This is a genomic window from Thiohalobacter sp. IOR34 (assembly GCF_030406045.1).
Lineage (GTDB): Bacteria > Pseudomonadota > Gammaproteobacteria > Thiohalobacterales > Thiohalobacteraceae.
Genome location: NZ_CP128988.1, coordinates 2,605,211 through 2,626,018 on the forward strand (window position 1 = coordinate 2,605,211; position 20,808 = coordinate 2,626,018).

The 20,808-nt window shown below is 67.8% G+C and carries 21 protein-coding genes; 9 read left to right on the forward strand and 12 right to left on the reverse strand.

Going from position 1 to position 20,808, the window contains the following annotated elements; all coding sequences use genetic code 11:
* Positions 1–69: 69 nt before the first annotated feature.
* The 5 genes from QVG61_RS12075 (at position 70) to QVG61_RS12095 (ending at position 6,432) form a co-directional block, all read left to right on the forward strand.
* Positions 70–1,215 carry a hypothetical protein gene (locus QVG61_RS12075; RefSeq protein ID WP_289930891.1) on the forward strand — a complete coding sequence of 382 codons (1,146 nt, stop codon included), beginning with the start codon at positions 70–72 and terminating at the stop codon, positions 1,213–1,215.
* A 109-nt stretch (positions 1,216–1,324) separates the two neighbouring features.
* Entirely contained in the window at positions 1,325–3,067 is a 1,743-nt protein-coding gene (locus QVG61_RS12080; RefSeq protein WP_289930892.1) for a Wzz/FepE/Etk N-terminal domain-containing protein, read from the forward strand.
* Positions 3,068–3,834: 767 nt separating this feature from the next.
* Positions 3,835–4,635 (forward strand): CpsD/CapB family tyrosine-protein kinase, encoded by an 801-nt coding sequence (locus QVG61_RS12085; protein ID WP_289930893.1) that lies wholly within the window; start codon positions 3,835–3,837, stop codon positions 4,633–4,635.
* A 23-nt stretch (positions 4,636–4,658) separates the two neighbouring features.
* On the forward strand, positions 4,659–6,026 hold the full coding sequence (locus QVG61_RS12090) for an AAA family ATPase (protein ID WP_289930894.1): 1,368 nt from the start codon (positions 4,659–4,661) through the stop codon (positions 6,024–6,026).
* Between the two features lie 7 nt (positions 6,027–6,033).
* Positions 6,034–6,432, forward strand: a complete 399-nt coding sequence (locus QVG61_RS12095; RefSeq protein WP_289930895.1) for a VanZ family protein — start codon at positions 6,034–6,036, stop codon at positions 6,430–6,432.
* A 396-nt stretch (positions 6,433–6,828) separates the two neighbouring features.
* On the opposite strand, the gene cysQ is transcribed toward QVG61_RS12095, so the two are convergent.
* The 12 genes from cysQ to gspG form a co-directional block, all read right to left on the reverse strand.
* Positions 6,829–7,635: a 3'(2'),5'-bisphosphate nucleotidase CysQ gene (gene cysQ, locus QVG61_RS12100; RefSeq protein ID WP_289930896.1), complete on the reverse strand. Its 807-nt coding sequence runs from the start codon at positions 7,633–7,635 to the stop codon at positions 6,829–6,831.
* A complete protein-coding gene (nudE, locus tag QVG61_RS12105; protein WP_289930897.1) occupies positions 7,628–8,176 on the reverse strand; it encodes an ADP compounds hydrolase NudE in 549 nt (182 codons plus the stop codon). The genes cysQ and nudE overlap by 8 nt, the downstream gene beginning before the upstream one ends.
* 747 nt (positions 8,177–8,923) lie before the next feature.
* Entirely contained in the window at positions 8,924–9,580 is a 657-nt protein-coding gene (yrfG, locus tag QVG61_RS12110; RefSeq protein WP_289930898.1) for a GMP/IMP nucleotidase, read from the reverse strand.
* 454 nt (positions 9,581–10,034) lie between these two features.
* Positions 10,035–10,445, reverse strand: coding sequence for a YkgJ family cysteine cluster protein (locus QVG61_RS12115; protein ID WP_289930899.1), 411 nt, complete (start codon positions 10,443–10,445; stop codon positions 10,035–10,037).
* Positions 10,446–10,775: 330 nt separating this feature from the next.
* Positions 10,776–11,522: a type II secretion system protein N gene (locus QVG61_RS12120; protein ID WP_289930900.1), complete on the reverse strand. Its 747-nt coding sequence runs from the start codon at positions 11,520–11,522 to the stop codon at positions 10,776–10,778.
* Positions 11,519–12,013: a type II secretion system protein M gene (locus tag QVG61_RS12125; RefSeq protein ID WP_289930901.1), complete on the reverse strand. Its 495-nt coding sequence runs from the start codon at positions 12,011–12,013 to the stop codon at positions 11,519–11,521. The genes QVG61_RS12120 and QVG61_RS12125 overlap by 4 nt, the downstream gene beginning before the upstream one ends.
* Positions 12,010–13,227 carry a type II secretion system protein GspL gene (gspL, locus tag QVG61_RS12130; protein WP_289930902.1) on the reverse strand — a complete coding sequence of 406 codons (1,218 nt, stop codon included), beginning with the start codon at positions 13,225–13,227 and terminating at the stop codon, positions 12,010–12,012. The genes QVG61_RS12125 and gspL overlap by 4 nt, the downstream gene beginning before the upstream one ends.
* 109 nt (positions 13,228–13,336) lie before the next feature.
* The gene (gene gspK / locus QVG61_RS12135) at positions 13,337–14,275 is read right to left on the reverse strand and encodes a type II secretion system minor pseudopilin GspK (RefSeq protein WP_289930903.1); all 939 of its coding nucleotides are present in this window, start codon (positions 14,273–14,275) and stop codon (positions 13,337–13,339) included.
* A complete protein-coding gene (gene gspJ, locus QVG61_RS12140) occupies positions 14,251–14,844 on the reverse strand; it encodes a type II secretion system minor pseudopilin GspJ (protein ID WP_289930904.1) in 594 nt (197 codons plus the stop codon). The genes gspK and gspJ overlap by 25 nt, the downstream gene beginning before the upstream one ends.
* Entirely contained in the window at positions 14,844–15,224 is a 381-nt protein-coding gene (gene gspI / locus QVG61_RS12145) for a type II secretion system minor pseudopilin GspI (RefSeq protein ID WP_289930905.1), read from the reverse strand. Before gspI ends, gspJ begins: the two co-directional genes overlap by 1 nt.
* Positions 15,221–15,748 (reverse strand): type II secretion system minor pseudopilin GspH, encoded by a 528-nt coding sequence (gspH, locus tag QVG61_RS12150; RefSeq protein ID WP_289930906.1) that lies wholly within the window; start codon positions 15,746–15,748, stop codon positions 15,221–15,223. The genes gspI and gspH overlap by 4 nt, the downstream gene beginning before the upstream one ends.
* A gap of 156 nt (positions 15,749–15,904) precedes the next feature.
* Complete coding sequence (gene gspG, locus QVG61_RS12155) at positions 15,905–16,324, reverse strand: type II secretion system major pseudopilin GspG (RefSeq protein ID WP_289930907.1); 420 nt, start codon at positions 16,322–16,324, stop codon at positions 15,905–15,907.
* 160 nt (positions 16,325–16,484) lie between these two features.
* Between gspG and QVG61_RS12160 the strand changes: the two genes are divergently transcribed.
* The 4 genes from QVG61_RS12160 (at position 16,485) to hemL (ending at position 20,785) form a co-directional block, all read left to right on the forward strand.
* The gene (locus tag QVG61_RS12160; protein WP_289930908.1) at positions 16,485–17,060 is read left to right on the forward strand and encodes a class II aldolase/adducin family protein; all 576 of its coding nucleotides are present in this window, start codon (positions 16,485–16,487) and stop codon (positions 17,058–17,060) included.
* Between the two features lie 445 nt (positions 17,061–17,505).
* Positions 17,506–18,312, forward strand: coding sequence for a hydroxymethylpyrimidine/phosphomethylpyrimidine kinase (locus QVG61_RS12165; protein WP_289930909.1), 807 nt, complete (start codon positions 17,506–17,508; stop codon positions 18,310–18,312).
* Between the two features lie 461 nt (positions 18,313–18,773).
* Positions 18,774–19,412 (forward strand): thiamine phosphate synthase, encoded by a 639-nt coding sequence (gene thiE, locus QVG61_RS12170; RefSeq protein WP_289930910.1) that lies wholly within the window; start codon positions 18,774–18,776, stop codon positions 19,410–19,412.
* A gap of 89 nt (positions 19,413–19,501) precedes the next feature.
* The gene (gene hemL / locus QVG61_RS12175) at positions 19,502–20,785 is read left to right on the forward strand and encodes a glutamate-1-semialdehyde 2,1-aminomutase (protein WP_289930911.1); all 1,284 of its coding nucleotides are present in this window, start codon (positions 19,502–19,504) and stop codon (positions 20,783–20,785) included.
* Positions 20,786–20,808 lie beyond the last annotated feature (23 nt).

Below are 20,808 nucleotides of genomic sequence, written 5' to 3' on the forward strand. Positions count from 1 at the left end.
TGTTTCTCCGCCGAATGGGCCCTCGACCCCATGGTCTCGGCCCGGCTGCGTTACGATGACAACCTGCGGATGCGCACGAGCAATGAGATCTCGGCAACCGAGTACGCACTGAAACCGGAACTGGCCTTTCTGCGCACGACGGCGGTCAGCCAGGTCAAGGGCACTGTCGGCTTCGATTTCAGGCGCTTTGACAAGGACGAGCTGGACACCAACGACAGTTTTCTCGACCTGGCTTCCTATTACCGCACCGAGCGCAGCCGCTGGGACCTGGGCGCCCGCTATACCCGCGACACCACCCTGGACAGCGAGCTGGAGGAAAGCGGCATCGTCTATGAACGGATCCGCCGCACCAGCCGTTCCCTGAACCCCGCCTGGTCCTACATGCTCGATCCGACCCGCCAGCTCAAGGCCAGCTACTCCATCAGCCAGATCCGCTACGAAAACAACCAGAACACCTATTTCAGCGACTACGACTACCAGGGCCTGACCCTGGAGTACAACCAGCGCTGGTCGGCGAAGACATCGGTCACGGGCAATCTGAGCCAGACCCGCTACGAAAACGGCAGCAACACGGTGCGTTCCGATACCACCCAGGTTCAGGTCGGCGCCAGCCACGAATTCAGTGAACGCTGGTCCGCCTCCGCCCTGGCCGGCGCCCGGCGCACGCGCACCACGACCCGGGTCGGGCTGCTGGTCTGCCCCGGCCTGGATCTGCGCAGCTCCCCCCTGTCCCTGCTGTTCGGCCCCTGCGTCGACCCGGTGACCCTGGCGCCACTGGCCTTCACGGTACAGACGGAAAGCCGCAGCAACAGCAGTACCGGTTCCGTGTTCACCCTCCAGACGGCATACGGGTTCGAGACCGGCTCGCTGTCGGCTTCCGCCACCCGGTCGGTCTCGCCCAGCGCCACCAACGGCCTGATCGTCCGCGACCGCCTCAGCCTCTCCGCCGAGAGGCGGCTGTCGGAGAAACTCACCCTCTCAGCCAAGCTGGGCTGGTACCGCACCAGCGCCACGGACAGCGAAATCGGCAACCTGAACCGCAAGTATCTGGAATTCCAGCCCCGTCTCACCTGGCGGATCGACCGCGACTGGCGCCTGAAAACCAGCTATCGGTTCCGCAAGCAGAGCTACGAAAGCCAGCTGGACAGCGCCACCGGCAACACCCTGACCGTGACACTGGTCTATGCCTGGCCTAAAATGGCCGTTTCACGATAATTATACGATCGTCCGTCAGGCCTTTCTGACGCGATACGATTTCTCCTCAAGTAAAACAGCGTGTTGCCGAAGATCTAGTGGTATTCACGGCACAGTGGTATCGAACCCCATGGAAGAACAGATCAAAGACCTCTCTGATTACCTCGACGCCTTCCGCCGCCGGCGCGGCATGATCGCGGGCGTTTTTCTGGCCATTTTCACCCTCGGCGTCGCCGCGGCCCTGCTCTGGCCGCCGACCTACCGCTCCTCGGCCACCATCCTGATCGAGGAACAGGAGGTGCCCCAGGAACTGGTGCAGTCAACGGTCACCAGTTACGCCACCCAACGCATCCAGAGCATCAGCCAGCGGGTCATGACCCGCGCCAATCTGATGGGCATCATCGAAAAATACGGTTTGTACGAGGACGAGCAGCAACGGGAAACCACCGAACAAATCCTTGAGCGCATGCGAGACGACATCGAAGTCGAGATGGTCAGCGCCGAGGTCATCGACCCACGCACCGGCCGGCCGATGCCGGCCACCATCGCCTTCTCCATCGCCTACAACGGCGAAAACCCCCAGAAAGTCCAGAAGGTTGCCAGCGAACTCACCACCCTCTACCTGAACGAGAACCTCAAGGAGCGCAGCACCAAGGCCAGTGAAACCTTCAAGTTCCTCTCCGATGAGGCCAACCGTCTGAACGCCCAGATCGATCAACTCGAAAGTCAGCTCGCCGAATTCAAGGAACAGAACGTCAACCGGCTGCCGGAGCTGACCCAGCTCAACACCCAGCTCATGGACCGGGCGGAACGGGAGATCGCCGACATCGGCAATCAGCTCCGTGCCCTGGAGGACCGCAAGATCTATCTGCAGGCGCAGCTCGAGCAGCTCGAACCCCACGGCAACGACATCAACATGAGCCCCGACGCCCGGCTCAAGGCCCTGCGCACGGAATACATCAGCCTCAGCGCCCGCTACTCGCCCGATCACCCGGACGTGATCCGCCTCAAGCGCGAGATCGAGGGCCTGGAGCAGGAAACCGGCACCACGGTTGATCGCGACGAGCTGGAGAAACAACTCGATTCGCTGCACACCGAACTGGCAACCCTGCAGAAGAAATATGCCGCCGAGCATCCCGACGTGGTCAAGCTGAAGAAGGCCATTGCCGCCCTGCAGGCCAAGCTGAAAGACACCCCGGCGAGCGACAGCAGCCAGCGCGCTCCGGACAATCCCGCCTATATCAGCATGAAGGCACAACTGGAACAGACCGAAAATGAGATGCGCAGCCTGGCCGACAAACGCCGTCAGCTCGAACTCAAGATGGCCGAGTACGAGAAGCGGCTGGTGGAAACACCCCAGGTCGAGAGACGTTATGCGGCGCTGCAGCGGGAACTGGAGAACGCCATCGCCAAACACCGTGAACTCAAGGCCAAGGAGATGCAGGCCCGCGTCGCCCAGCAGTTGGAGCAGGAGAGCAAGGGCGAGCGCTTCACCCTGATCGACCCGCCGGCGCTGCCGGAGGAGCCGATCAAGCCCAACCGGCCGGCGATCGTCTTCCTCAGCTTCGTGCTGGCGCTGGGCGGCAGTCTGGGCATGGCCGCGGTCGGCGAGGCCATGGACAGCTCGATCCGCGGCAGCAAGGGCGTGGCCAACGCGCTGCACGCCCTGCCGCTGGCGGTCATCCCCTATCTGGAAAGCGACCAGGAGCGGCGACGGCGCCGCGCCCACAAGTGGCGTCTGATCGGCGGCACGGCGGTGCTGCTGATCGCGGCGGTACTGCTGGTGCATTTCCTGTTCACGCCGCTGGACGTGCTCTGGTTCCGGGCGCTGCGCAAGGTCAGCATCCTCACCGGCATGGATCTGGTGGGTTGACGGCAATCGCAGCCTGGCGGCACGATTTACCGTTAGGAGCGGCCTCCAGGCCGCGATCGAGGTGGCATCAACCGCCGGAGGGCCTGGCCACCACCGGCGGCTGATCGCGGCGTGGACGCCGCTCCTACAAAACAGCGCTCAATTTTGTTGTAGGAGCGGCCTCCAGGCCGCGATCGAGGTGGGCATCAACCGCCGGAGGGCCTGGCCACCGCCAGCGGCTGATCGCGGCGCGGACGCCGCTCCTACAAAACGGGGCTCAATTTTGTTGTAGGAGCGGCCTCCAGGCCGCGATCGAGGTGGGTATCACCCGCCGGAGGACCTGGCCACCGCCAGCGGCTGATCGCGGCGTGGACGCCGCTCCTACAAAACAGGGCATGGCGGCTAAATTTTGTTGTAGGAGCGGCCTCCAGGCCGCGATCGAGGTGGTATCAACCGCCGGAGGGTCTGGCCACCACCGGTGGCTGATCGCGGCGTGGACGCCGCTCCTACAAAACGGGGCTCAATTTTGTTGTAGGAGCGGCCTCCAGGCCGCGATCGAGGTGGCTATCACCCGCCAGATGGCCTGGACGCCACCCGCGGCTGATCGCGGCGTGGACGCCGCTCCTACAAAACGCGGCTCAATTTTATGGTAGGAGCGGCGTCCACGCCGCGATGAAACAGGCATTACAGGAACGGAATTAAAGCTTCAGCCACATTGCATCGATATCCTGCCGGACAGGCAACGCTGCCGCCGGTGACAATCGGGATCGCTACAGAGGTTTTTTGTTATGGAACGCATCAAGGTCGCGCTGGAAAAGGCCCGCAAGGAACGGGGTGAGGCAGGCACAGGCTCCACCGCCCCGCAGGGCCAGGCCGCCCGTCCGGCCGGCACCGCCGACATCAGCTACACCCAGACGCGGGTCACGCCGGTGTCCCCGGAGATCATGAAGAAGAACCGCATCCTCACCGCTGTCGAGGACAGTCCCTTCGCCGACGCCTACAAGATGCTCAGCACCCAGGTGCTGCAGCGGATGAAGGAGAACGGCTGGAACGTGCTGGCGGTGACCAGCCCCGGCGAGGACGAGGGCAAGACGCTGACCGCCATCAACCTGGCCATCAGCCTGGCGCGCGAGGTCAGCCACACCGTGTTGCTGGTCGATGCCAACCTGCGCCATCCCAGCATCCACGAGCAGCTCGGCCTGCAGGCCGGCGCCGGCCTCAGCGACTACCTGATCGACGATGCCGAACTACCCGAGTTGCTGCTGCATCCGGAAGGGCTGGACAACCTGGTGCTGTTGCCGGCCGGCCGTCCGGTGCACAACTCGGCTGAGCTGCTGAATTCACCGAAGATGGTCAAGCTGGTCGACGAACTAAAACACCGCTACCCGGAACGCTTCGTCATCTTCGACCTGCCGCCGGTGCTGTCGACGGCCGATGCCCTGGCCTTCTCGCCCTATGTCGATGCCGCCCTGCTGGTACTGGAAGAGGGCAAGACCCAGGCCGAACAGGCACAGCGCGCCGTCGATCTGCTGGAGAGCACCAACGTGCTCGGCACCGTGCTCAACAAGTCCGGCAGCGTCGCGGCCTGAGCCCGGGCAACCGACCCACAGCCATGTATGAAGCCTTCTATGGTCTGAAAGAGAAGCCCTTCTCGCTGCTGCCCGATCCGGCTTTTCTCTATTTCAGCAAGAAGCACCGCATGGCCTTCACCATGCTCGAATACGGCCTGGCCAACCAGGCCGGCTTCACCGTCATCAGCGGCGGCATCGGCACCGGCAAGACCACCCTGATCCGCCATCTGCTCAACAACATGGCGCAGGACACCACGGTCGGCCTGATCTCCAACACCCACCAGTCCTTCGGCGAGCTGCTGCAGTGGATCCTGCTCGCCTTCGACCTGGAACATGCCGGCAAGGACAAGGTGGAGATGTACCAGGCCTTCGTCGACTTCATGATCGATGAATACGCCCGCGGCCGGCGCACCGTGCTGATCGTCGACGAGGCGCAGAACATGTCGCCGGAGACGCTGGAGGAGCTGCGCATGCTGTCCAACGTCAATGCCGACAAGGACCAGGTGCTGCAGGTGATCCTGGTCGGCCAGGAGGAACTGCGTGCCACCCTGCGCCGCCCCGAGCTGACCCAGTTCGCCCAGCGCATCGCCGTCGACTACCAGCTCACCCCGCTCACCGCCGAGGACACCCGCGGCCTGATCCGCCACCGGCTGGAGGTCGCCGGCGGCTCGCCGGCGCTGTTCACCGAGGGCGCCTGCCAGGTGGTCCATCATTACAGCGGCGGCACGCCGCGGCTGGTCAACCTGCTCTGCGACCTGGCACTGGTCTACGGTTTCGCCGAGCAGCGCGAACGCATCGACGCCGCGCTGATGAACGAGGTGGCGCTGGAGAAACAGGCCGGTGGCATCTTCCCGGCAGCGGATCCGCTGAACGAACTGCCGCCCGACGACCCGGCCGCGGCCGGGGAGGAGACGGCCAGCCCGCTGCCGGACGGCGAGAGCCTGCCCCGGGCCGGCGCCCTGAGCAAGACCGACAGGCCGGCGCCGCAGGGCGAAGGGTGTGCCGCCGAAGGCCCCGATCCGGCACTGCTGCCGGAACAGCCGCTGCGCATCGCCCTGGCGGGCGAATCCGCCGAGCTGCGCCGCCACCTGCGCGAACTGGTCGCCCCCTACCGCATCGAGGTCGCCGCCGAACTGGCGCTGGACGCGCTGGCCGGCGAACAGCTCGATCCGGCCGGCATCGACCTGCTGCTGATCGACATGGATGACGACAACGAGGCATGCACCGGCGCCCTCTGCGACCTGATCGGCGACTGGAACATCCCGGTGCTGTTCAACGACAGCCAGCTCACCCGGGCCAGTCTGGAGGGCAGGGAACCCGGCTTCGGCAACAAGCTGGTCGCCAAGCTGCTCTCCCTGCTGCAGCCGGAAGGCACCACGCCCACCACGCGGCACTCCGAGTCCGCCTGAAGCCGGCATGCCCGCGCTGCTCTTCCATCTGGTCCGGCCGCTGAGCGCAGTCCTGGCCCTGGCCTGGATGATCGTTCTCTACCAGCTCTCCGCCCAGAGCAGCGTCTCCATGCCGCTCGACTTTCCTGGCGAGGACAAGCTCTACCACGCCATCGCCTATGGCCTGCTGGGGGCGCTGTACCTGTTCAGCCTGGCACCGCACCGGACCGGCTTCAGCCGCCGCCAGGCCCTGCTCGCCGCCCTGCTCGCCGTGCTCTACGGCCTGTCGGACGAATGGCACCAGGGCTTCGTCCCCGGCCGGGTCACCGACCCCCTGGACGTGCTGGCCGATGCCAGCGGCGCCCTGCTGTTCGCCTTCGCCGCCCGCTGGCTGAGCCGCGGCTGGTACCCGCCGGCAGTAGCGTAGGAGCGGCCTCCAGGCCGCGATCAAGGTGCATCAACCGCCATTCTCAGGCGGAATCGGCGATGGCCACGAAACCCGCGAAATCCACGAAAAGGTCGATGGCCACGGAATCCTCGCGCCGCCACGGCGGCAATCGCGGCGTGGACGCCGCTCCTACAGACAGGGCCTGGCGGCACGATTTTTTGTAGGAGCGGCCTCCAGGCCGCGATCAAGGTGCATCAACCGCCATTCTCAGGCGGAATCGGCGATGGCCACGAAACCCGCGAAATCCACGAAAAGATTGATGGCCACGGAATCCTCGCGCCGCCACGGCGGCAATCGCGGCGTGGACGCCGCTCCTACAGACAGGGCATGACGGCGCGATTCATTGTGTAGGAGCGGTCCCCAGGCCGCGATAGCCTAGAGATACTGCGACCAGTCCCGGCTGGCGTCGCCGAACACCAGGAAATGCGGGTTGAGCAGCGAATCCTTGGTGTTGTAGGGCAGCGGTTCCATGTCCAGGCCGGTGACCTTGCCGCCGGCCTCCTCCACCACGCACTGCGCGGCGGCCGTGTCCCACTCCGAGGTCGGTCCCAGGCGCGGATAGACGTCGGCCCGGCCCTCCGCGACCAGGCACAGCTTGAGCGCGCTGCCCATGCTGATGATCTCGTGCTCGCCGAGCCGTTCCAGGAAGCGGTTCAGGGAATCGCCGCGGTGCGAGCGCGAGCCGGCGACGATCACCGGCCCGTCGCCGAGTGGCCGCACCCGGATCCGCTGCGGCGGCTGGTCGTCCTGCTGCTTGTAGGCGCCGCCGCCCTCGCAGGCATAATAGGTCAGATCCTGCACCGGCACATGGACCACCCCCAGCACCGGCCGGTGGCCGTGGATCAGGGCGATGTTGACCGTGAACTCGCCGTTGCGCTTGATGAATTCCTTGGTGCCGTCGAGCGGATCAATCAGCCAGTACCAGTCCCAGCCGGCACGCTCGCTGAAAGGGATGCTGGCCGACTCCTCGGACAGCACCGGGATGTCCGGGGTCAGCTTGGCCAGGCCGGCGACGATGGCCCGGTGGGCCGCCATGTCGGCCTTGGTCAGGGGCGACTCGTCGGCCTTCTCCTCGACACCGAAGTCGTCGGATTCGTAGATCTCCAGGATCTTCCGGCCCGCCTCCACGGCCAGCGCCTTGGCACCGTCCAGCAACTCGCAGGGATCCTTTGTTTCAGTCATTGTTCTTCATCCTCTCTCGCACCAGAAACAGCGCGGCGATACTGCGCGCCTCGGTGAAGTCGTCCCGCGCCAGCAGCGCATCCAGCTCGGCGAGCGGCCAGGAGACGATCTCCATGTCCTCGGGCTCATCGCCCGGTTGTCTTTCCTCGTACAGATCCTCGGCCAGCACCAGATGGGTGAGGTGGCCGAAATAGCCGGGGGCCACGGTCACCGAATGCAGCGGCGTCAGCTTGCGCGCCCCGTAGCCGATCTCCTCCTTCAGCTCGCGGTCGGCGGTCGCCAGGGGATCCTCGCCGGCCTCGATCCGCCCCTTGGGGAACCCCAGCTCGTAGCGCTCGGTGCCAGCGGCGTACTCGCGCACCAGCAGCAGCGTTTCGGCATCCCGCATCGGCACCACCAGAACGGCGCCCGCACCGGAGCCGCGCAGGCGTTCATACTGCGTCTCCACGCCGTTGGAGAAGCGCAGATCCAGTTGCTGGATCTCGAACAGGCGGCTGCGGGCGAGGGTCGTGACCCTGAGAATCTGGGGCAGTTCGGGCATCCGCGGCATTGTACCCGAAATCCGTGCGGAACCGTGGCGGTGGCCGTCGTACCCCGATCGCGGCCTGGAGGCCGCTCCTACAAGAAATCTCGCCGCCATACCCGTAGGAGCGGTCTCCAGGCCGCGATTGCCACCGCCGCGGCGCGTGGATTCCGTGGCCATCGATCTTTTTATGGGTTTCGCTGGTTTCGTGGCCATCCCAGGTTCCGCCTGACGAGGCCGCCTCGGTTGATACCCCCCGATCGCGGCCTGGAGGCCGCTCCTACAATGCTTTCCGTGGATTCCGTGGCCATCGATCTTTTCGTGGGTTTCGCGGGTTTCGTGGCCATCGTAGGTTCCGCCTGACGACGGCGGGTAATGCCACCTCGATCGCGGCCTGGAGGCCGCTCCTACAATGTTTTCCGTGGATTCCGTGGATTCCGTGGCCATCGATCTTTTTCGTGGGTTTCGCGGGTTTCGTGGCCATCGTAGGTTCCGCCTGACGACGGCGGGTAATGCCACCTCGATCGCGGCCTGGAGGCCGCTCCTACAATGTTTTCCGTGGATTCCGTGGCCATCGATCTTTTTCGTGGGTTTCGTGGCCATCGCCGGTTCCGCCCGACGACGGTGGACGATGCCCGCCCTTCGATCGCGGCCTGGAGGCCGCTCCTACAATGTTTTCCGTGGATTCCGTGGCCATCGACCTTTTCGTGGGTTTCGTGGATTTCGTGGCTATCGCCAATTCCGCCTGACGGCAGCGGACGGGTCCTATAGCCCGGCCAGCAGCTCCTCGAAGCCGTCGATGGCCTCGAAATCATCCGTGTCCCGGTCCGGACCGCGGGTATCGGGACGGCGCACCGCGAGCAGGTGGCGGATGCCGTACTGCCGCGCCGAGCGCAGCACCGGCAGGCTGTCGTCGATCAACAGACTGCGCTCGCGGTCGAAGGGTTCACGTTCGTTCAGCCAGACCCAGAAGCTCGGATCCTCCTTCGGCTGTCCATAGTCGTGGGCGCAGATCAGCCGGTCGAAGTGGCCGCCGAGACGGGTCTTCTGCATCTTCAGATCGAGCGCCTTCTGGTGGGCGTTGGTGACCAGGACGATGCGCTTGCCGCGCGCCCGGGCGCGGTCGAGAAAGTCGGTGACGTGCGGATGGACCTGGATCAGGTGCTCGACCTCGCGCTTCAGCTCGGCGATGTCGAGATCCAGCACCTCGCTCCAGTAGTCGACGCAGTACCATTCCATGGTCCCTTCCACGGCCTGGAAACGCGGAAAGAGCTGCTGCTTGGCATGCTCGGCTTCGAGGCCGTGCTTTTCGGCATAGCGCAGCGGCACGTGTTCGCGCCAGAAATGGTTGTCGAAATGCAGGTCGAGCAGGGTGCCGTCCATGTCGAGCAGGACGGTATCGATGGTGTTCCAGGGCAACATGGGGCCATGATAGCAGGGACCCTGGACCCACCACAGCCGGTCATGCTGCGCATGGTTCCACCCTGCGGGCCGTGTGCAGGCGGTCACCAGGCCGCGAAAGGGATGCGGGCGAATCGCGGCCGGGAGGCCGCTCCTACGGGGGGCACGGCGGCACGATTTGTCGCAGGAGCGGTCGCCAGGCCGCGGCAGGGACACCACCCATTCGCGGCCGGGAGGCCGCTCCTACGGGGGGCGCGGCGGCACGATTTGTCGCAGGAGCGGTCGCCAGGCCGCGGCAGGGATACCACCCAATCGCGGCCGGGAGGCCGCTCCTACAGGGGGCGCGGCGGCACGATTTGTCGTAGGAGCGGTCGCCAGGCCGCGATCAGGGATACCACCCAATCGCGGCCGGGAGGCCGCTCCTACGGGGGGCGCGGCGGCACGATTTGTCGCAGGAGCGGTCGCCAGGCCGCGATCAGGGGGACTCGAAGCGCTGCTCCCAGCGCCGGAAGCGACGGCGGCAATAGGCGAGCAGGCTCTCGTAGCCGTCGAAGAACAGCTCGAAGCCTTCCTCGGCGGGCGCATCGAACTCGCAGTAGTCGTTGGAATAGTCGCGGCACAGTTGAGGCCGCGTGGCGTAGATGCCACAGCGCCCGTCCGCTTCCAGAAAGCGGCAGGGGCTGTTGATCAACAGGTACCAGCCGCTGCTGTCCCGGTAGGCCTGCACGTCGCGGTGGGCGAGCTGCCACAGCAAATGATCGAAATCGTCCCGAGAGCGCGGTCCCGGGATCTTCTGGGTGATGTAGGTGCAGCACTTGGTGCCCGGGCAATGGCTGCACTTGGTCTCGGGCGTGAGGCGAACCTTCTTCTTTCTGCTCTTGGCCATGGATGCGTGCACGGGCTAGGCGGAGGCGCAAGTATAGCAGGCGATGGCAACCCTGCCTCGGGGGATTGCCATCGCGGCCTGGAGGCCGCTCCTACGGGGCCTGGCGGCACAATTTTTTGTAGGAGCGGTCGCCAGGCCGCGATGGGATTACCACCGTCGTCAGGCGGAACCGACGATGGCCACGAAACCCACGAAACGGTCGATGGCCACGGAATCCACGTAAAGCATCGTAGGAGCGGCCTGGAGGCCGCTCCTACGGGGCATGGCGGCGCGATTTTTTGTAGGAGCGGGCTCCAGGCCGCGATTTCCCCACGGCGGGCAATGCCGCCTCTACCACTGGAACCGTCCCTGGCGCTCGAGGCGGTGGCGGCCGGCGGCATCGGGGCGGCCGAGCAGGCCGAGGGTGTCGACCAGGCCGGCATCGGCGCCGGGGCGCGCGCGCAGTTGCAGGTCGATGCCGTAACCATGGTCGGGCGCCAACCAGGCACTGCCCACCACCTCCAGCGGGCCGCCGTCGTCCTGGATACGGGCGCGCAGCCGCCGCTGGGGATCGACGTCCAGCCGCGCCTGGAGGTTGCCAAGCGCCAGCTGCAGCGGCGCGCGCAGCGCCGCGTCTTGCCAGCGCAGTCGACCGTCGAGCTGCAGCGGCCAACCGGCCTCGAACTCGGCCAGCTCGACATCCAGCCGCAGCTCCCCGCCAAGGCGCACCCCGCCCCAGGGCAGCGCCGGCAATCCGGCCGCATCCTGGGTCCATGCCAGATCCCGCAGATAGCCATCGCCGGCCAATCCGTGCCCGAGGCGCGCCCTTGCGCTGCCACCGGGCATCTGGATTGCCAGGTCATATTCGAGGCGCCCGCCGAGCAACGCCAGCGGCCGCAGCGACCAGAGCAACGGCCCGCCGCGCAGACTGCCGGCCTGCCACTGCGCGGCACTGCCCGCCCAGACGCTGCCCGTCACCTCAGCGAGATGCAGCCACTCGGGCAGCAGCGGCAGCAACTGCCGGGCCGGCAGGGTCGCCAGCAGGAACAGAAGGTAGAGCAGGAACGCCGGCAACAGGCGGCGCAGCAGGCGTCTCATGAAGCGCCGGCGTCCAGGGTCAGGCGGACATCGACCCGCCCCGCCGCCTTGGCGCGTTCCACGCTGATGGCATGGACGCGGATACCGAACTGCCGACCGGCCTGCGCCAGCCAGCGCACCAGGGCATCGAAGGGCACGTCCTCCAGCCGCAGCCGGACCCGCCCGCTGCCCTCGGGCTCGACCCGCTTGAGGCCGGTACCGAGACCGGCGCTGCGCGCCGACTGGTCGACCACCGCCAGCAGCGAGCGGCCACCAAGACCGGTGACCGTCCGCCCGCCCCCGGCCTGCCGCAGGCGCTTGACCTCGGCCGCGGCCTGGCGCATCCAGGCCTGTTGCTGGCGTTGTTCGGCAAGCTGCGCCTCCAGGCGCTGGACGCGGTCGGCCAAGGGCTGCCAGAGCAGGGCCCAGCCGAGCAGGATCAGCAGCAGACCGGTGCCGATCACCAGCGCCTGCTGTTCACGGGGACTGCGCCCCAGGAACCACTCCTTCATGCCCTGCCTCCCTGGATCCGCAGCTGGCCCTGCACCCGGCCGTCACCGGCCGTGGCGCTGGCGATCTCGACCCGCAGGCCGCGCGCCGCCAATTGCTGCTTGAGGCGGTCCAGCCGCTGCAGGTCGGGTGCGCTGAGCTTGAGGTCGAGCCGTCCGTCCCGGAAGCCGGCGCCCTCCAGCCGCACGCCGGGACTGGCTTTCAGCACCTCGCCGGTCGTCGCCAGCAGGGTCAGGAAACCGCTGTCGGCGGCCTGCCCCTGGCTGCGGCGCAGGGCCTCCAGCTGTTGGCGCATCTGCACCACGGGCTTCACCACCCGCCGCGCCCGGGGGAAGGTGTCGCGATAGATCTGTTCCTGCTCGGCGCGCAGCTCGGCCTGCTCGGCCTGCAGCCGCTGGTAGCGCAGGCCCAGCTCCGCCAGCCCGGTCACCGCCAGCGCCAGGGCCAGCAGGGCGACGGCCCGCCAGGGCCGCCACAACTGGCCGAGGCGTTCGCGACGGTCGTAGTCGCCCTGCTGCAGGTCGATGAGATCCGCCTGGCCGAGACCGGCGGCCAGGCACTCCAGGGTGGTGTTGCAGTCCCGCGTCTCGCGCACCTCGATCACGGCCGGCAGTTCCGCCGGGGCACCGCGGGCCGGACGGTAGAGGCGCACAGCGAGGCGCGAGCCCGCCTCGCCCGTCAACAGGGTGGCCATGGCGGCCAGCATGTCCAGGTCACAGGCCAGGCCCTGGGCATCGTGCCCGCGCAGCAGGCAACGCGCGTTCTCCACCAGCAGCGACCAGCCATCGGCCGGCGGCTCGAGCAACAGGGTCTCGGGATAGAGGGCATCGGGCTCGATACCGGCTGCGGCCAGCCGATCGCGCCAATCGTCCATCCGTTCGCGGGAAACCACCGCCACCGCCACCCGGCCCTCGGCGTCGCGCGGCCCGATGGCGAAATGCAGCCGCTCGACGTCCTCGGCGAGCTGCTCCTCCAGGGCATAGGGCACGGCACGGCGCAGCCGGGCACTGCTCTGGGTGGGCACCCGGGCCCGGGTCAGCAGCACGGCATCGCCCGGCACCAGCACCAGGGTCCGCCGACCGCTGGCCTGGGCGGCGAGCTGCGCCAGCGGGGCGGGCTGCGGCGGCGAAAGCAGGCGGCCGTCGCCACCGATCAGGGCATAGTCCACCTCGGCGCCGGGATCGGCGGCGAGCCGGATCAGCAATGTGTCAGTCATACCCTCCCCACCTCGAGATCGAACCAGCGGCCTTGTTATCGGTCCTCTTGGTATTCGTCGTTTGTCGCAGCCGCGTCTGGCTGCCGACCTTACCGGAAAGCCCCCGGCCTCACCAGTCCCCGCGGCTGCGCAGCAGGCAGCGCAGGCCCTTGGCATCGCGCTGCAGCAGGCTCTCAAGGCGGCGGCGGGCGGTACCCAGCTGCACCTCGGCCCGGAGCAGGAAGTACTGGCTGGAAACGGCCAGCCGGCCGGCGTCCAGCGTGCGGCCGGCGAACACCTCCTGGCGCAGGAAGGCATCGACCGATGCGTAGCCCTCGTCGCCGCGACCCTCGACCAGCTGCTCGGCATCCGCCGGGGTCAGCGCCGGATGCAGGGATTGCAGCACCAGGGCAGGGGCCGTGTTGACATTGATCGGGGTACGAGCCGGGAGGGCGGTGACATAGGGGGCCAGACGGCTCACCACGGCGGCATCGAACCCCGCCACCAGGCGCAGTTCGGAGGGGCTGACCAGATGGCGGTTGGCAGCGCGGTAGGGCGGGGTGCGCAGCAGGTAGAGATCGTCCTCCGCCCCGCCGGGGAAGCGCGGCTCCAGATCCGCATCCATCCAGTCGAGCAACGCCAGGGCCAGGCCCGGATCGAGATCCAGCTGCTCCAGCAGCCGCCGGAACTGGGCCAGGTCGGGTTCGCTGGGCCGGCCATCGACCAGCAGGTTGTTGAGATTGAAGCGCCCCTGCTGGTCCTCGACGAAACCGGTCAGCATCCCGCCCTCCACGGCGAGCGGCATCAGCCGCCGCGCCCAGTCCTCGCCGAGGTGGTCGACCCGGTTCTCCTCCCGGTCGCGGCGCAGCACCACCCGCGCCCAGTCCTCCACGCCCAGCGCATAGGCCAGCGCCTGGTCGGCCTGCAGCAGGTTGGCGCTGCGCCGGATGTCGAGCTGCTGGCGGCTGGCCATGCCAACCGCGGCCACCGTGGCCAGCGCCACCACCAGCACGGCGGTGAGCAGGGCCACGCCGCGCTGGCGGTTCAGTCCGGCAGCCGGAACAGCCATCGCAGCGCCCCCCATGCGTCGGTCTCCACGATCAGCTCCACGGCCCGCGGCAGGCCGGCCTCGCCCTGCTGGTTGGCCGGCGGCCACTGCGGCCGCCATTCACCCGCCGGATCGAGAAAGCGCAGCTCGACCCGGCTCACGCCCTCCAGCAGCACCGCTTCCAGCGGCTCGGCGCCCGGCGCCCGGTCCAGCGCCGGCCAGTAGGCGCGCAGCAGGCGGTCCTCCTCCAGCCGGTAGACGACGCGCTGCAGGTGGCTGCGCGGCTGGCCGGCCGGATTGGACCAGCCCTCGCGGGTCAGCGCCAGCAGGGTACCGAAGCTGCCGCCGGCGAGCAGTGCCGGCCGGCTGTCGCCGAGGCTGTCGCGCACCGGACGCAGCACGGCCTGTTCCAGGTCACGCTGCAGCCAGCGGTAACCGAGCTGCAGCCGCTTCAGGGCCTCGGCCTGGGCCTCGACCCCGGCGCGGGTCATGAGCACGTTGTTCAGGCCGCCATAGGCAAGCATCGCCAGCAGGGCGAAGATGGCCATCGCCACCAGCAGTTCCAGCAGGGTGAAGCCGCGCATACGCATCAGGGCCTGGCCATGAAACCGGTGAGCGTGGCGAGCGGCGGCTCGTCCTCGTCCGCGTCCTCGCGCCAGACGCGGATCTCGAGGCGGCGGATGTCGGCTTCCGGGGTCGGACTGACCCGGCTGCGCCAGACCCAGTCGAGGTCGGCGAAGCGCACCCGGTCGCTGCGCTCGCCGGTCGGCGGCCAGCGCTCAGCGAGCTGCATCTCGACCAGCCGGTTGCGCGCCACCCAGTGGGCGAAGCTGCGCTGCTGCAGATAGCCCTGGTTGGCGGCATAGCCGGCACCGGCACGCACCACCGCGGCCAGGGCCACGGCCAGCACGGCCAGGGCCACCAGCACCTCGATCAGGGTGAAACCGCGATGGCGCGACGAGCCCCTCATGGTGCCTCCAGCGTCTCCCAGCGCAGCTCGCCGAGCAGGTTGCCGCTGACCCGGAAACGCTGTTCGGTGGCGGCCGCGGAGAAGGTCGCCAGGAAAGGGCTGATCTCGCCGCTGGAGAGCAGCAACAGGGTGGGACGGGGCGCATCCTCCTCGCTCTCGGCCTCGGCCAGGGCCAGCTCGCGGCCCTCCAGTTCCAGATCCAGCCGGGTACCCCCGGCGAACGGCCGGACCCGCCACAGCGGGTCGTCCGCCACCGCCAGCCAGCCCTGCTCGGTGAGGCGCAGGAAATCGTAGCGCTGCGGCTCGATGCGCACCCCCCACTCCTCGCCGCGCAGCACCGCCTGTTCGCTGGCCAGTTCCAGCAGGGCGGCGAAGCGGCGCGACTCATCGGCCAGGGCGTCGCCCCGGCGGTCGCCACCGAGGCCGAGGGTGACGAAGCCGAGGATGATGGCGATGATCACCACCACCACCAGCAGCTCCAGCAGGGTGAAGCCACGCATCGCCGCCGAGGGAGTCCGTGGCATCAGGGCTGAGCTACCGTGCTGATGGGAGGGCGACCCGAATCGCCCCGATTTCCCATTGCATAGCCCCACCATGCGCCTCGAAATCGTGAAGATTCGTTCTCGCTCCCCCACCATGCTCGCTACGATCGCCAAACTGCCAGGGCCTGTTAACGGGCCCTAGAGATCCCAGTTGCCGATGTCGTCGTCGCTCGGCTGGCCGTCAGGCCCAAGGGAATAGATGTCGACGGCACCGTGCTCGCCGGGGCTCAGGTACTGGTAGGGATGGCCCCAGGGATCCTTGGGCAGACGGTCGATGTAGCCGCCGGCCTTCCACTTCGGCGGCTCGGGGGAGACGGGTTTCTCGACCAGCGCCTCCAGCCCCTGGTCGGTGGTGGGGTAGGTGTAGTTGTCGAGCTTGTACAGATTGAGCGCCGATTCCAGCGCCCGGATGTCCTGCCGTGCCTTGGTGATGCGCGCCTCGTCGGGACGGTCCATGACCCGCGGCACGACGATGGCCGCCAGGATGCCAAGGATGACCACCACCACCATCACCTCGATGAGGGTGAAGCCCGCTGCGCGAATTCGTGTTGCCTGCATAATCTGCCTCTGATCTCACTGACTGTCCGGCGCATCGCCTGCGCCCGCCCATGCATGATACACCCCCGTCCATGACACGTCCTCGACACCCGGAAGTCGCTGACAGGCGGCAGCCGATGGCGTACATTGGTTGCCGATCCGACCACTGCACGAGAGACCGATGGACATCCGCCAGGAGCTGATCGACACCTACCGCTGGCTGCGCCGCTACGGCCTCAACGACTCGCACAGCGGCAACGCCTCGGTGCGGGTCGGGGACGACCTCTGGATCACGCCGACCGGTGCCTGCGCCGACCGGCTGCGGGTCGAAGACCTGATCCAGGGCCGTATCGAGGGTCCGCCGCCCGCCGGCGGCTCGCTGGACACGCCGCTGCACCAGGCAGTCTACCGCGCCAATCCCGGCGCCCGCGCGGTGCTGCACAGCCACGGTCCCTGCAGCATCGCCCTGACCCTGGACGGGCGGGATTTCACCCCGGTCGACTTCGAAGGCCACGCCTACTTCGGCACCGTGCCGGTGATCGCCGACATCGCCTACGAGGACTACGTCGCCGAGGCCCCGCAACGGGTCGCCGAGATCCTCAAGGACAGGCGCATCACCATCGTCCGCGGACACGGCGTCTATGCCTGCGGCGACACCCTCGATCTGGCCTACAAATGGACCTGCTCCCTGGAATCCTCCGCCCGTCTGGCCCTGCTGGCGCGACAGGCGGGCACCCTGCCGGCGCAGGGAACGTAAAACGCGACAGCCGTGGTTCCAGGGTTTCGCGGCCTGGAGGCCGCTCCTACAACAAACCGCGCCGCCATGCCCCCGTAGGAGCGGCGTCCACGCCGCGATCGGCCCGTGGCGGCGAGCATCCATCCGAGAGGCTCCAGCCCGCACCCGCAAAGGAGATTTCCGTTTTTTCCGTGGATTCCGTGGCCATCATCTTTTCGTGGGTTTCGCGGGTTTCGTGGCTATCCTCGGTTCCGCCTGACGATGGCGGGCGATATCCACCCTCGATCGCGGCCTGGAGACCGCTCCTACAAACAAATCGTGCCGCCGTGCCCTGTAGGAGCGGCGTCCACGCCGCGATTCGGCGGCATCCCCGCCGCGGCCGGGAAACCGCGTCTACAACAAATGATCCGCCGCTGCGGCGTCTGGTAGAATCCCCCTTCATCCCCACACGAGCAGCCTCCCCGACATGAATCACGCCCCCTCCAAGGTCCCCGTCGTCCTCGCCCTCTCCGGCAACGACCCCAGCGGCGGGGCCGGCATCGAGGCCGACATCGAGGCCCTGGCCAGCCACGGCTGCCACTGCGCGCCGGTCATCACCAGCCTCACGGTGCAGGATACCCGCGACATCCAGAGTCTCTCGCCGCTGGACGGGCTGCTGGTCGCCGAGCAGGCGCGGGCCGTCCTGGAGGACATGCCGGTGGCGGCGATCAAGATCGGTCTGCTCGGCAGCGCCGACATCATCGAGAACGTCAGCGCCATTCTCGAGGACTACCCCGACATTCCCGTGGTGCTGGATCCGGTGCTGGCCACCGGTGCCGGCACTGGCCTGGTTGACGACGAGACCCTGGAGGCGATGGACAGCCTGCTGCTGCCGCACGCCACGGTGCTCACCCCGAACAGCATCGAGGCCCGCATCCTCTCGCCGGAGGCCGACAACCTCGATGCCTGCGCCATGTCGCTGCTGGAGCGGGGTTGCGAGTTCGTGCTCATCACCGGCACCCACGAGAACACCGAACACGTGGTCAACCGGCTGTACGGCAATCACCGGCTGCTGGAGAGCTTCACCTGGGAACGCCTGCCGGCGAGCTACCACGGCTCCGGCTGCACCCTGGCGGCCAGCACCGCCGGCCTGCTGGCCCAGGGCCTGGAACCCTTCACCGCCCTGCACGAGGCCCAGGAATACACCTGGGAGGCACTGAAACACGGCTACCAGCTCGGCATGGGCCAGGCCCTGCCCAACCGGCTGTTCTGGGCCCGGGCGGACCAAGACTGAGCGGCGGCGAATCCCGCCGTGGCCTCGTCAGGCGGAACCGACGATGGCCACGAAACCCGCGAAACCCGCGAAAAGATTGATAGCCACGGAATCCACGGAAAAAAACGGAAACCTCCTTTGCGGGTGCGGGCTGGAGCCTCTCGGATGGATGCTCGCCGCCACGGGCCGATCGCGGCGTGGACGCCGCTCCTACAGGGGTACGGCGGCATAATTTGTTTGTAGGAGCGGCCTCCCGGCCGCGATGGGGTGTACCGCCGGAATCGCGGCGTGGACGCCGCTCCTACAGGGGCACGGCGGCATGATTTGTTTGTAGGAGCGGCCTCCCGGCCGCGATGGGGTGTACCGCCGGAATCGCGGCGTGGACGCCGCTCCTACGGGGCGCGGTTTATTGTAGGAGCGGTCGCCAGGCCGCGATCGGGGACAACCGCCACACGGGCCGCACCACAACAGCCGATCCTTGCATGACTGACGACAGACTCCATGGCCTCTATGCCATCACCGACAGCGGGCTCATCCCGCCCGGCCGATTGACGACGGCCGTGGCCGCGGCCCTCCGCGGCGGCGCGCGGGTGGTCCAGTACCGCGACAAGTCGGACGCCGCCGGGCGGCGGCTGGCCGAGGCGACGGCCCTGGCCACGCTGTGCCGCGCGCAGGGCGCACTGTTCCTGGTCAACGACGACGTCGAGCTGGCCGCGGCCTGCGGCGCCCATGGCGTACACCTGGGTCGCGAGGACAGCGCACTGGAAACGGCGCGCCGCCGTCTCGGCGCAGAGGCCGTCATCGGCGTCTCCTGCTATGACGACCTGCAGCGGGCCCGGCAAGCGGCCGCGGCCGGCGCCGACTACCTCGCCTTCGGCCGGTTCTTTCCCTCCCGGACCAAGCCGGACGCGGTGCCGGCATCACCCGCCCTGCTGCAGGAGGCGAAAGCCGAACTCGGCCTGCCGCTGGTTGCCATCGGCGGCATCACCCCGGACAATGGCGGCCAGCTGATCGCTGCCGGCGCGGACATGCTGGCGGTGGTGCACGGCGTCTTCGGCCAGCCGGACATCGAGGCGGCGGCGGAACGGTTTGCGGATATGTTTGGAGAAGCCAGAAGCTAGGAGCTGGAAGCTGGAGGGTTCCCTTCCCGGCTTCCACTTCCCGGCTTTCGGCGCCCAGCTTCTAACTTCTAACTTCGAGCTTCTGAAAAATGACCCAATCGCACGAACTCTTCCAACAGGCCCAGCAACACATCCCCGGTGGCGTGAACTCGCCGGTGCGCGCCTTCAAGGGCGTCGGCGGCGAGCCGGTGTTCTTCGAGCGCGGCGAGGGCCCCTACCTGTGGGACGCCGACGGCCGGCGCTACATCGACTACGTCGCCTCCTGGGGACCGATGATCCTCGGCCACGCCCACCCCGAGGTGGTGAAGGCCGTGCAGGACACGGCCGCCAGGGGCCTGGGCTTCGGCGCCCCCACCGAGATCGAGACGCGCATGGCCGACCTGCTGTGCGAGCTGCTGCCTTCGCTGGAGCTGGTGCGCATGGTGAGTTCCGGCACCGAGGCGACCATGAGCGCCATCCGCCTGGCTCGCGGCTTCACTGGCCGCGACAAGATCGTCAAGTTCGAGGGCTGCTATCACGGCCACTCCGACTCGCTGCTGGTCAAGGCCGGCTCCGGCGCCCTGACCCTGGGCGTGCCCACCTCGCCGGGCGTGCCCGTGGCCCTGGCCGAACACACCATCACCCTGGAATACAACAACCTCGACCAGGTAAGGGAGGCCTTCGCCCACGTCGGTGGCCAAGTCGCGGCCATCATCGTCGAGCCGGTGGCGGGCAACATGAACTGCATCCCGCCGGTGCCCGGCTTCCTGGAGGGGCTGCGCGAGATCTGCGACCAATACGGCACGGTGCTGATCTTCGACGAGGTGATGACCGGCTTCCGCGTCGGCCTGGGCTGCGCCCAGGGCGTCTACGGCGTCACCCCCGACCTCACCACCCTGGGCAAGATCGTCGGCGGCGGCCTGCCGGTCGGCGCCTTCGGCGGCCGGCGGGAGGTCATGGAACAGATCGCGCCGCTCGGCCCCGTCTACCAGGCCGGCACCCTGTCCGGCAACCCGATGGCCATGGCTGCCGGCCTCGCCACCCTGGAAGGCGTGCGCCAGCCCGGTTTCTACGAGGTGCTGACCGAGAAGACCCGCCGCCTCACCGACGGCATCGTGGAACGCGCCAGGTCCCGCGGCATCGCCATGACCGCCAACAGCGTCGGCGGCATGTTCGGCCTGTTCTTCACCGAGGCCGAACGGGTCGAGAACTTCTACCAAGTCGGCCAGTGTGACCTCGACCGCTTCAAGCTGTTCTTCCACGGCATGCTGGAACGCGGCGTCTACCTGGCGCCCTCGGCCTACGAGGCCGGCTTCGTCTCCGCCGCCCATGACGACGAGGCCCTCGACGAGACCCTGGCGGCAGCAGAGGCGGTATTCGCGGAGATCGGCTAGCCCGCATATTGCATCAGGCCCCG

Excerpts from the sequence above, each read along its gene's own strand:
- QVG61_RS12075 (WP_289930891.1), top strand. The coding sequence starts at position 70 with ATGCGCACGAGCAATGAGATCTCGGCAACCGAGTACGCACTGAAACCG.
- QVG61_RS12080 (WP_289930892.1), top strand. The coding sequence starts at position 1,325 with ATGGAAGAACAGATCAAAGACCTCTCTGATTACCTCGACGCCTTCCGC.
- QVG61_RS12085 (WP_289930893.1), top strand. The coding sequence starts at position 3,835 with ATGGAACGCATCAAGGTCGCGCTGGAAAAGGCCCGCAAGGAACGGGGT.
- QVG61_RS12090 (WP_289930894.1), top strand. The coding sequence starts at position 4,659 with ATGTATGAAGCCTTCTATGGTCTGAAAGAGAAGCCCTTCTCGCTGCTG.
- QVG61_RS12095 (WP_289930895.1), top strand. The coding sequence starts at position 6,034 with ATGCCCGCGCTGCTCTTCCATCTGGTCCGGCCGCTGAGCGCAGTCCTG.
- cysQ (WP_289930896.1), bottom strand. The coding sequence starts at position 7,635 with ATGACTGAAACAAAGGATCCCTGCGAGTTGCTGGACGGTGCCAAGGCG.
- nudE (WP_289930897.1), bottom strand. The coding sequence starts at position 8,176 with ATGCCCGAACTGCCCCAGATTCTCAGGGTCACGACCCTCGCCCGCAGC.
- yrfG (WP_289930898.1), bottom strand. The coding sequence starts at position 9,580 with ATGTTGCCCTGGAACACCATCGATACCGTCCTGCTCGACATGGACGGC.
- QVG61_RS12115 (WP_289930899.1), bottom strand. The coding sequence starts at position 10,445 with ATGGCCAAGAGCAGAAAGAAGAAGGTTCGCCTCACGCCCGAGACCAAG.
- QVG61_RS12120 (WP_289930900.1), bottom strand. The coding sequence starts at position 11,522 with ATGAGACGCCTGCTGCGCCGCCTGTTGCCGGCGTTCCTGCTCTACCTT.
- QVG61_RS12125 (WP_289930901.1), bottom strand. The coding sequence starts at position 12,013 with ATGAAGGAGTGGTTCCTGGGGCGCAGTCCCCGTGAACAGCAGGCGCTG.
- gspL (WP_289930902.1), bottom strand. The coding sequence starts at position 13,227 with ATGACTGACACATTGCTGATCCGGCTCGCCGCCGATCCCGGCGCCGAG.
- gspK (WP_289930903.1), bottom strand. The coding sequence starts at position 14,275 with ATGGCTGTTCCGGCTGCCGGACTGAACCGCCAGCGCGGCGTGGCCCTG.
- gspJ (WP_289930904.1), bottom strand. The coding sequence starts at position 14,844 with ATGCGTATGCGCGGCTTCACCCTGCTGGAACTGCTGGTGGCGATGGCC.
- gspI (WP_289930905.1), bottom strand. The coding sequence starts at position 15,224 with ATGAGGGGCTCGTCGCGCCATCGCGGTTTCACCCTGATCGAGGTGCTG.
- gspH (WP_289930906.1), bottom strand. The coding sequence starts at position 15,748 with ATGCCACGGACTCCCTCGGCGGCGATGCGTGGCTTCACCCTGCTGGAG.
- gspG (WP_289930907.1), bottom strand. The coding sequence starts at position 16,324 with ATGCAGGCAACACGAATTCGCGCAGCGGGCTTCACCCTCATCGAGGTG.
- QVG61_RS12160 (WP_289930908.1), top strand. The coding sequence starts at position 16,485 with ATGGACATCCGCCAGGAGCTGATCGACACCTACCGCTGGCTGCGCCGC.
- QVG61_RS12165 (WP_289930909.1), top strand. The coding sequence starts at position 17,506 with ATGAATCACGCCCCCTCCAAGGTCCCCGTCGTCCTCGCCCTCTCCGGC.
- thiE (WP_289930910.1), top strand. The coding sequence starts at position 18,774 with ATGACTGACGACAGACTCCATGGCCTCTATGCCATCACCGACAGCGGG.
- hemL (WP_289930911.1), top strand. The coding sequence starts at position 19,502 with ATGACCCAATCGCACGAACTCTTCCAACAGGCCCAGCAACACATCCCC.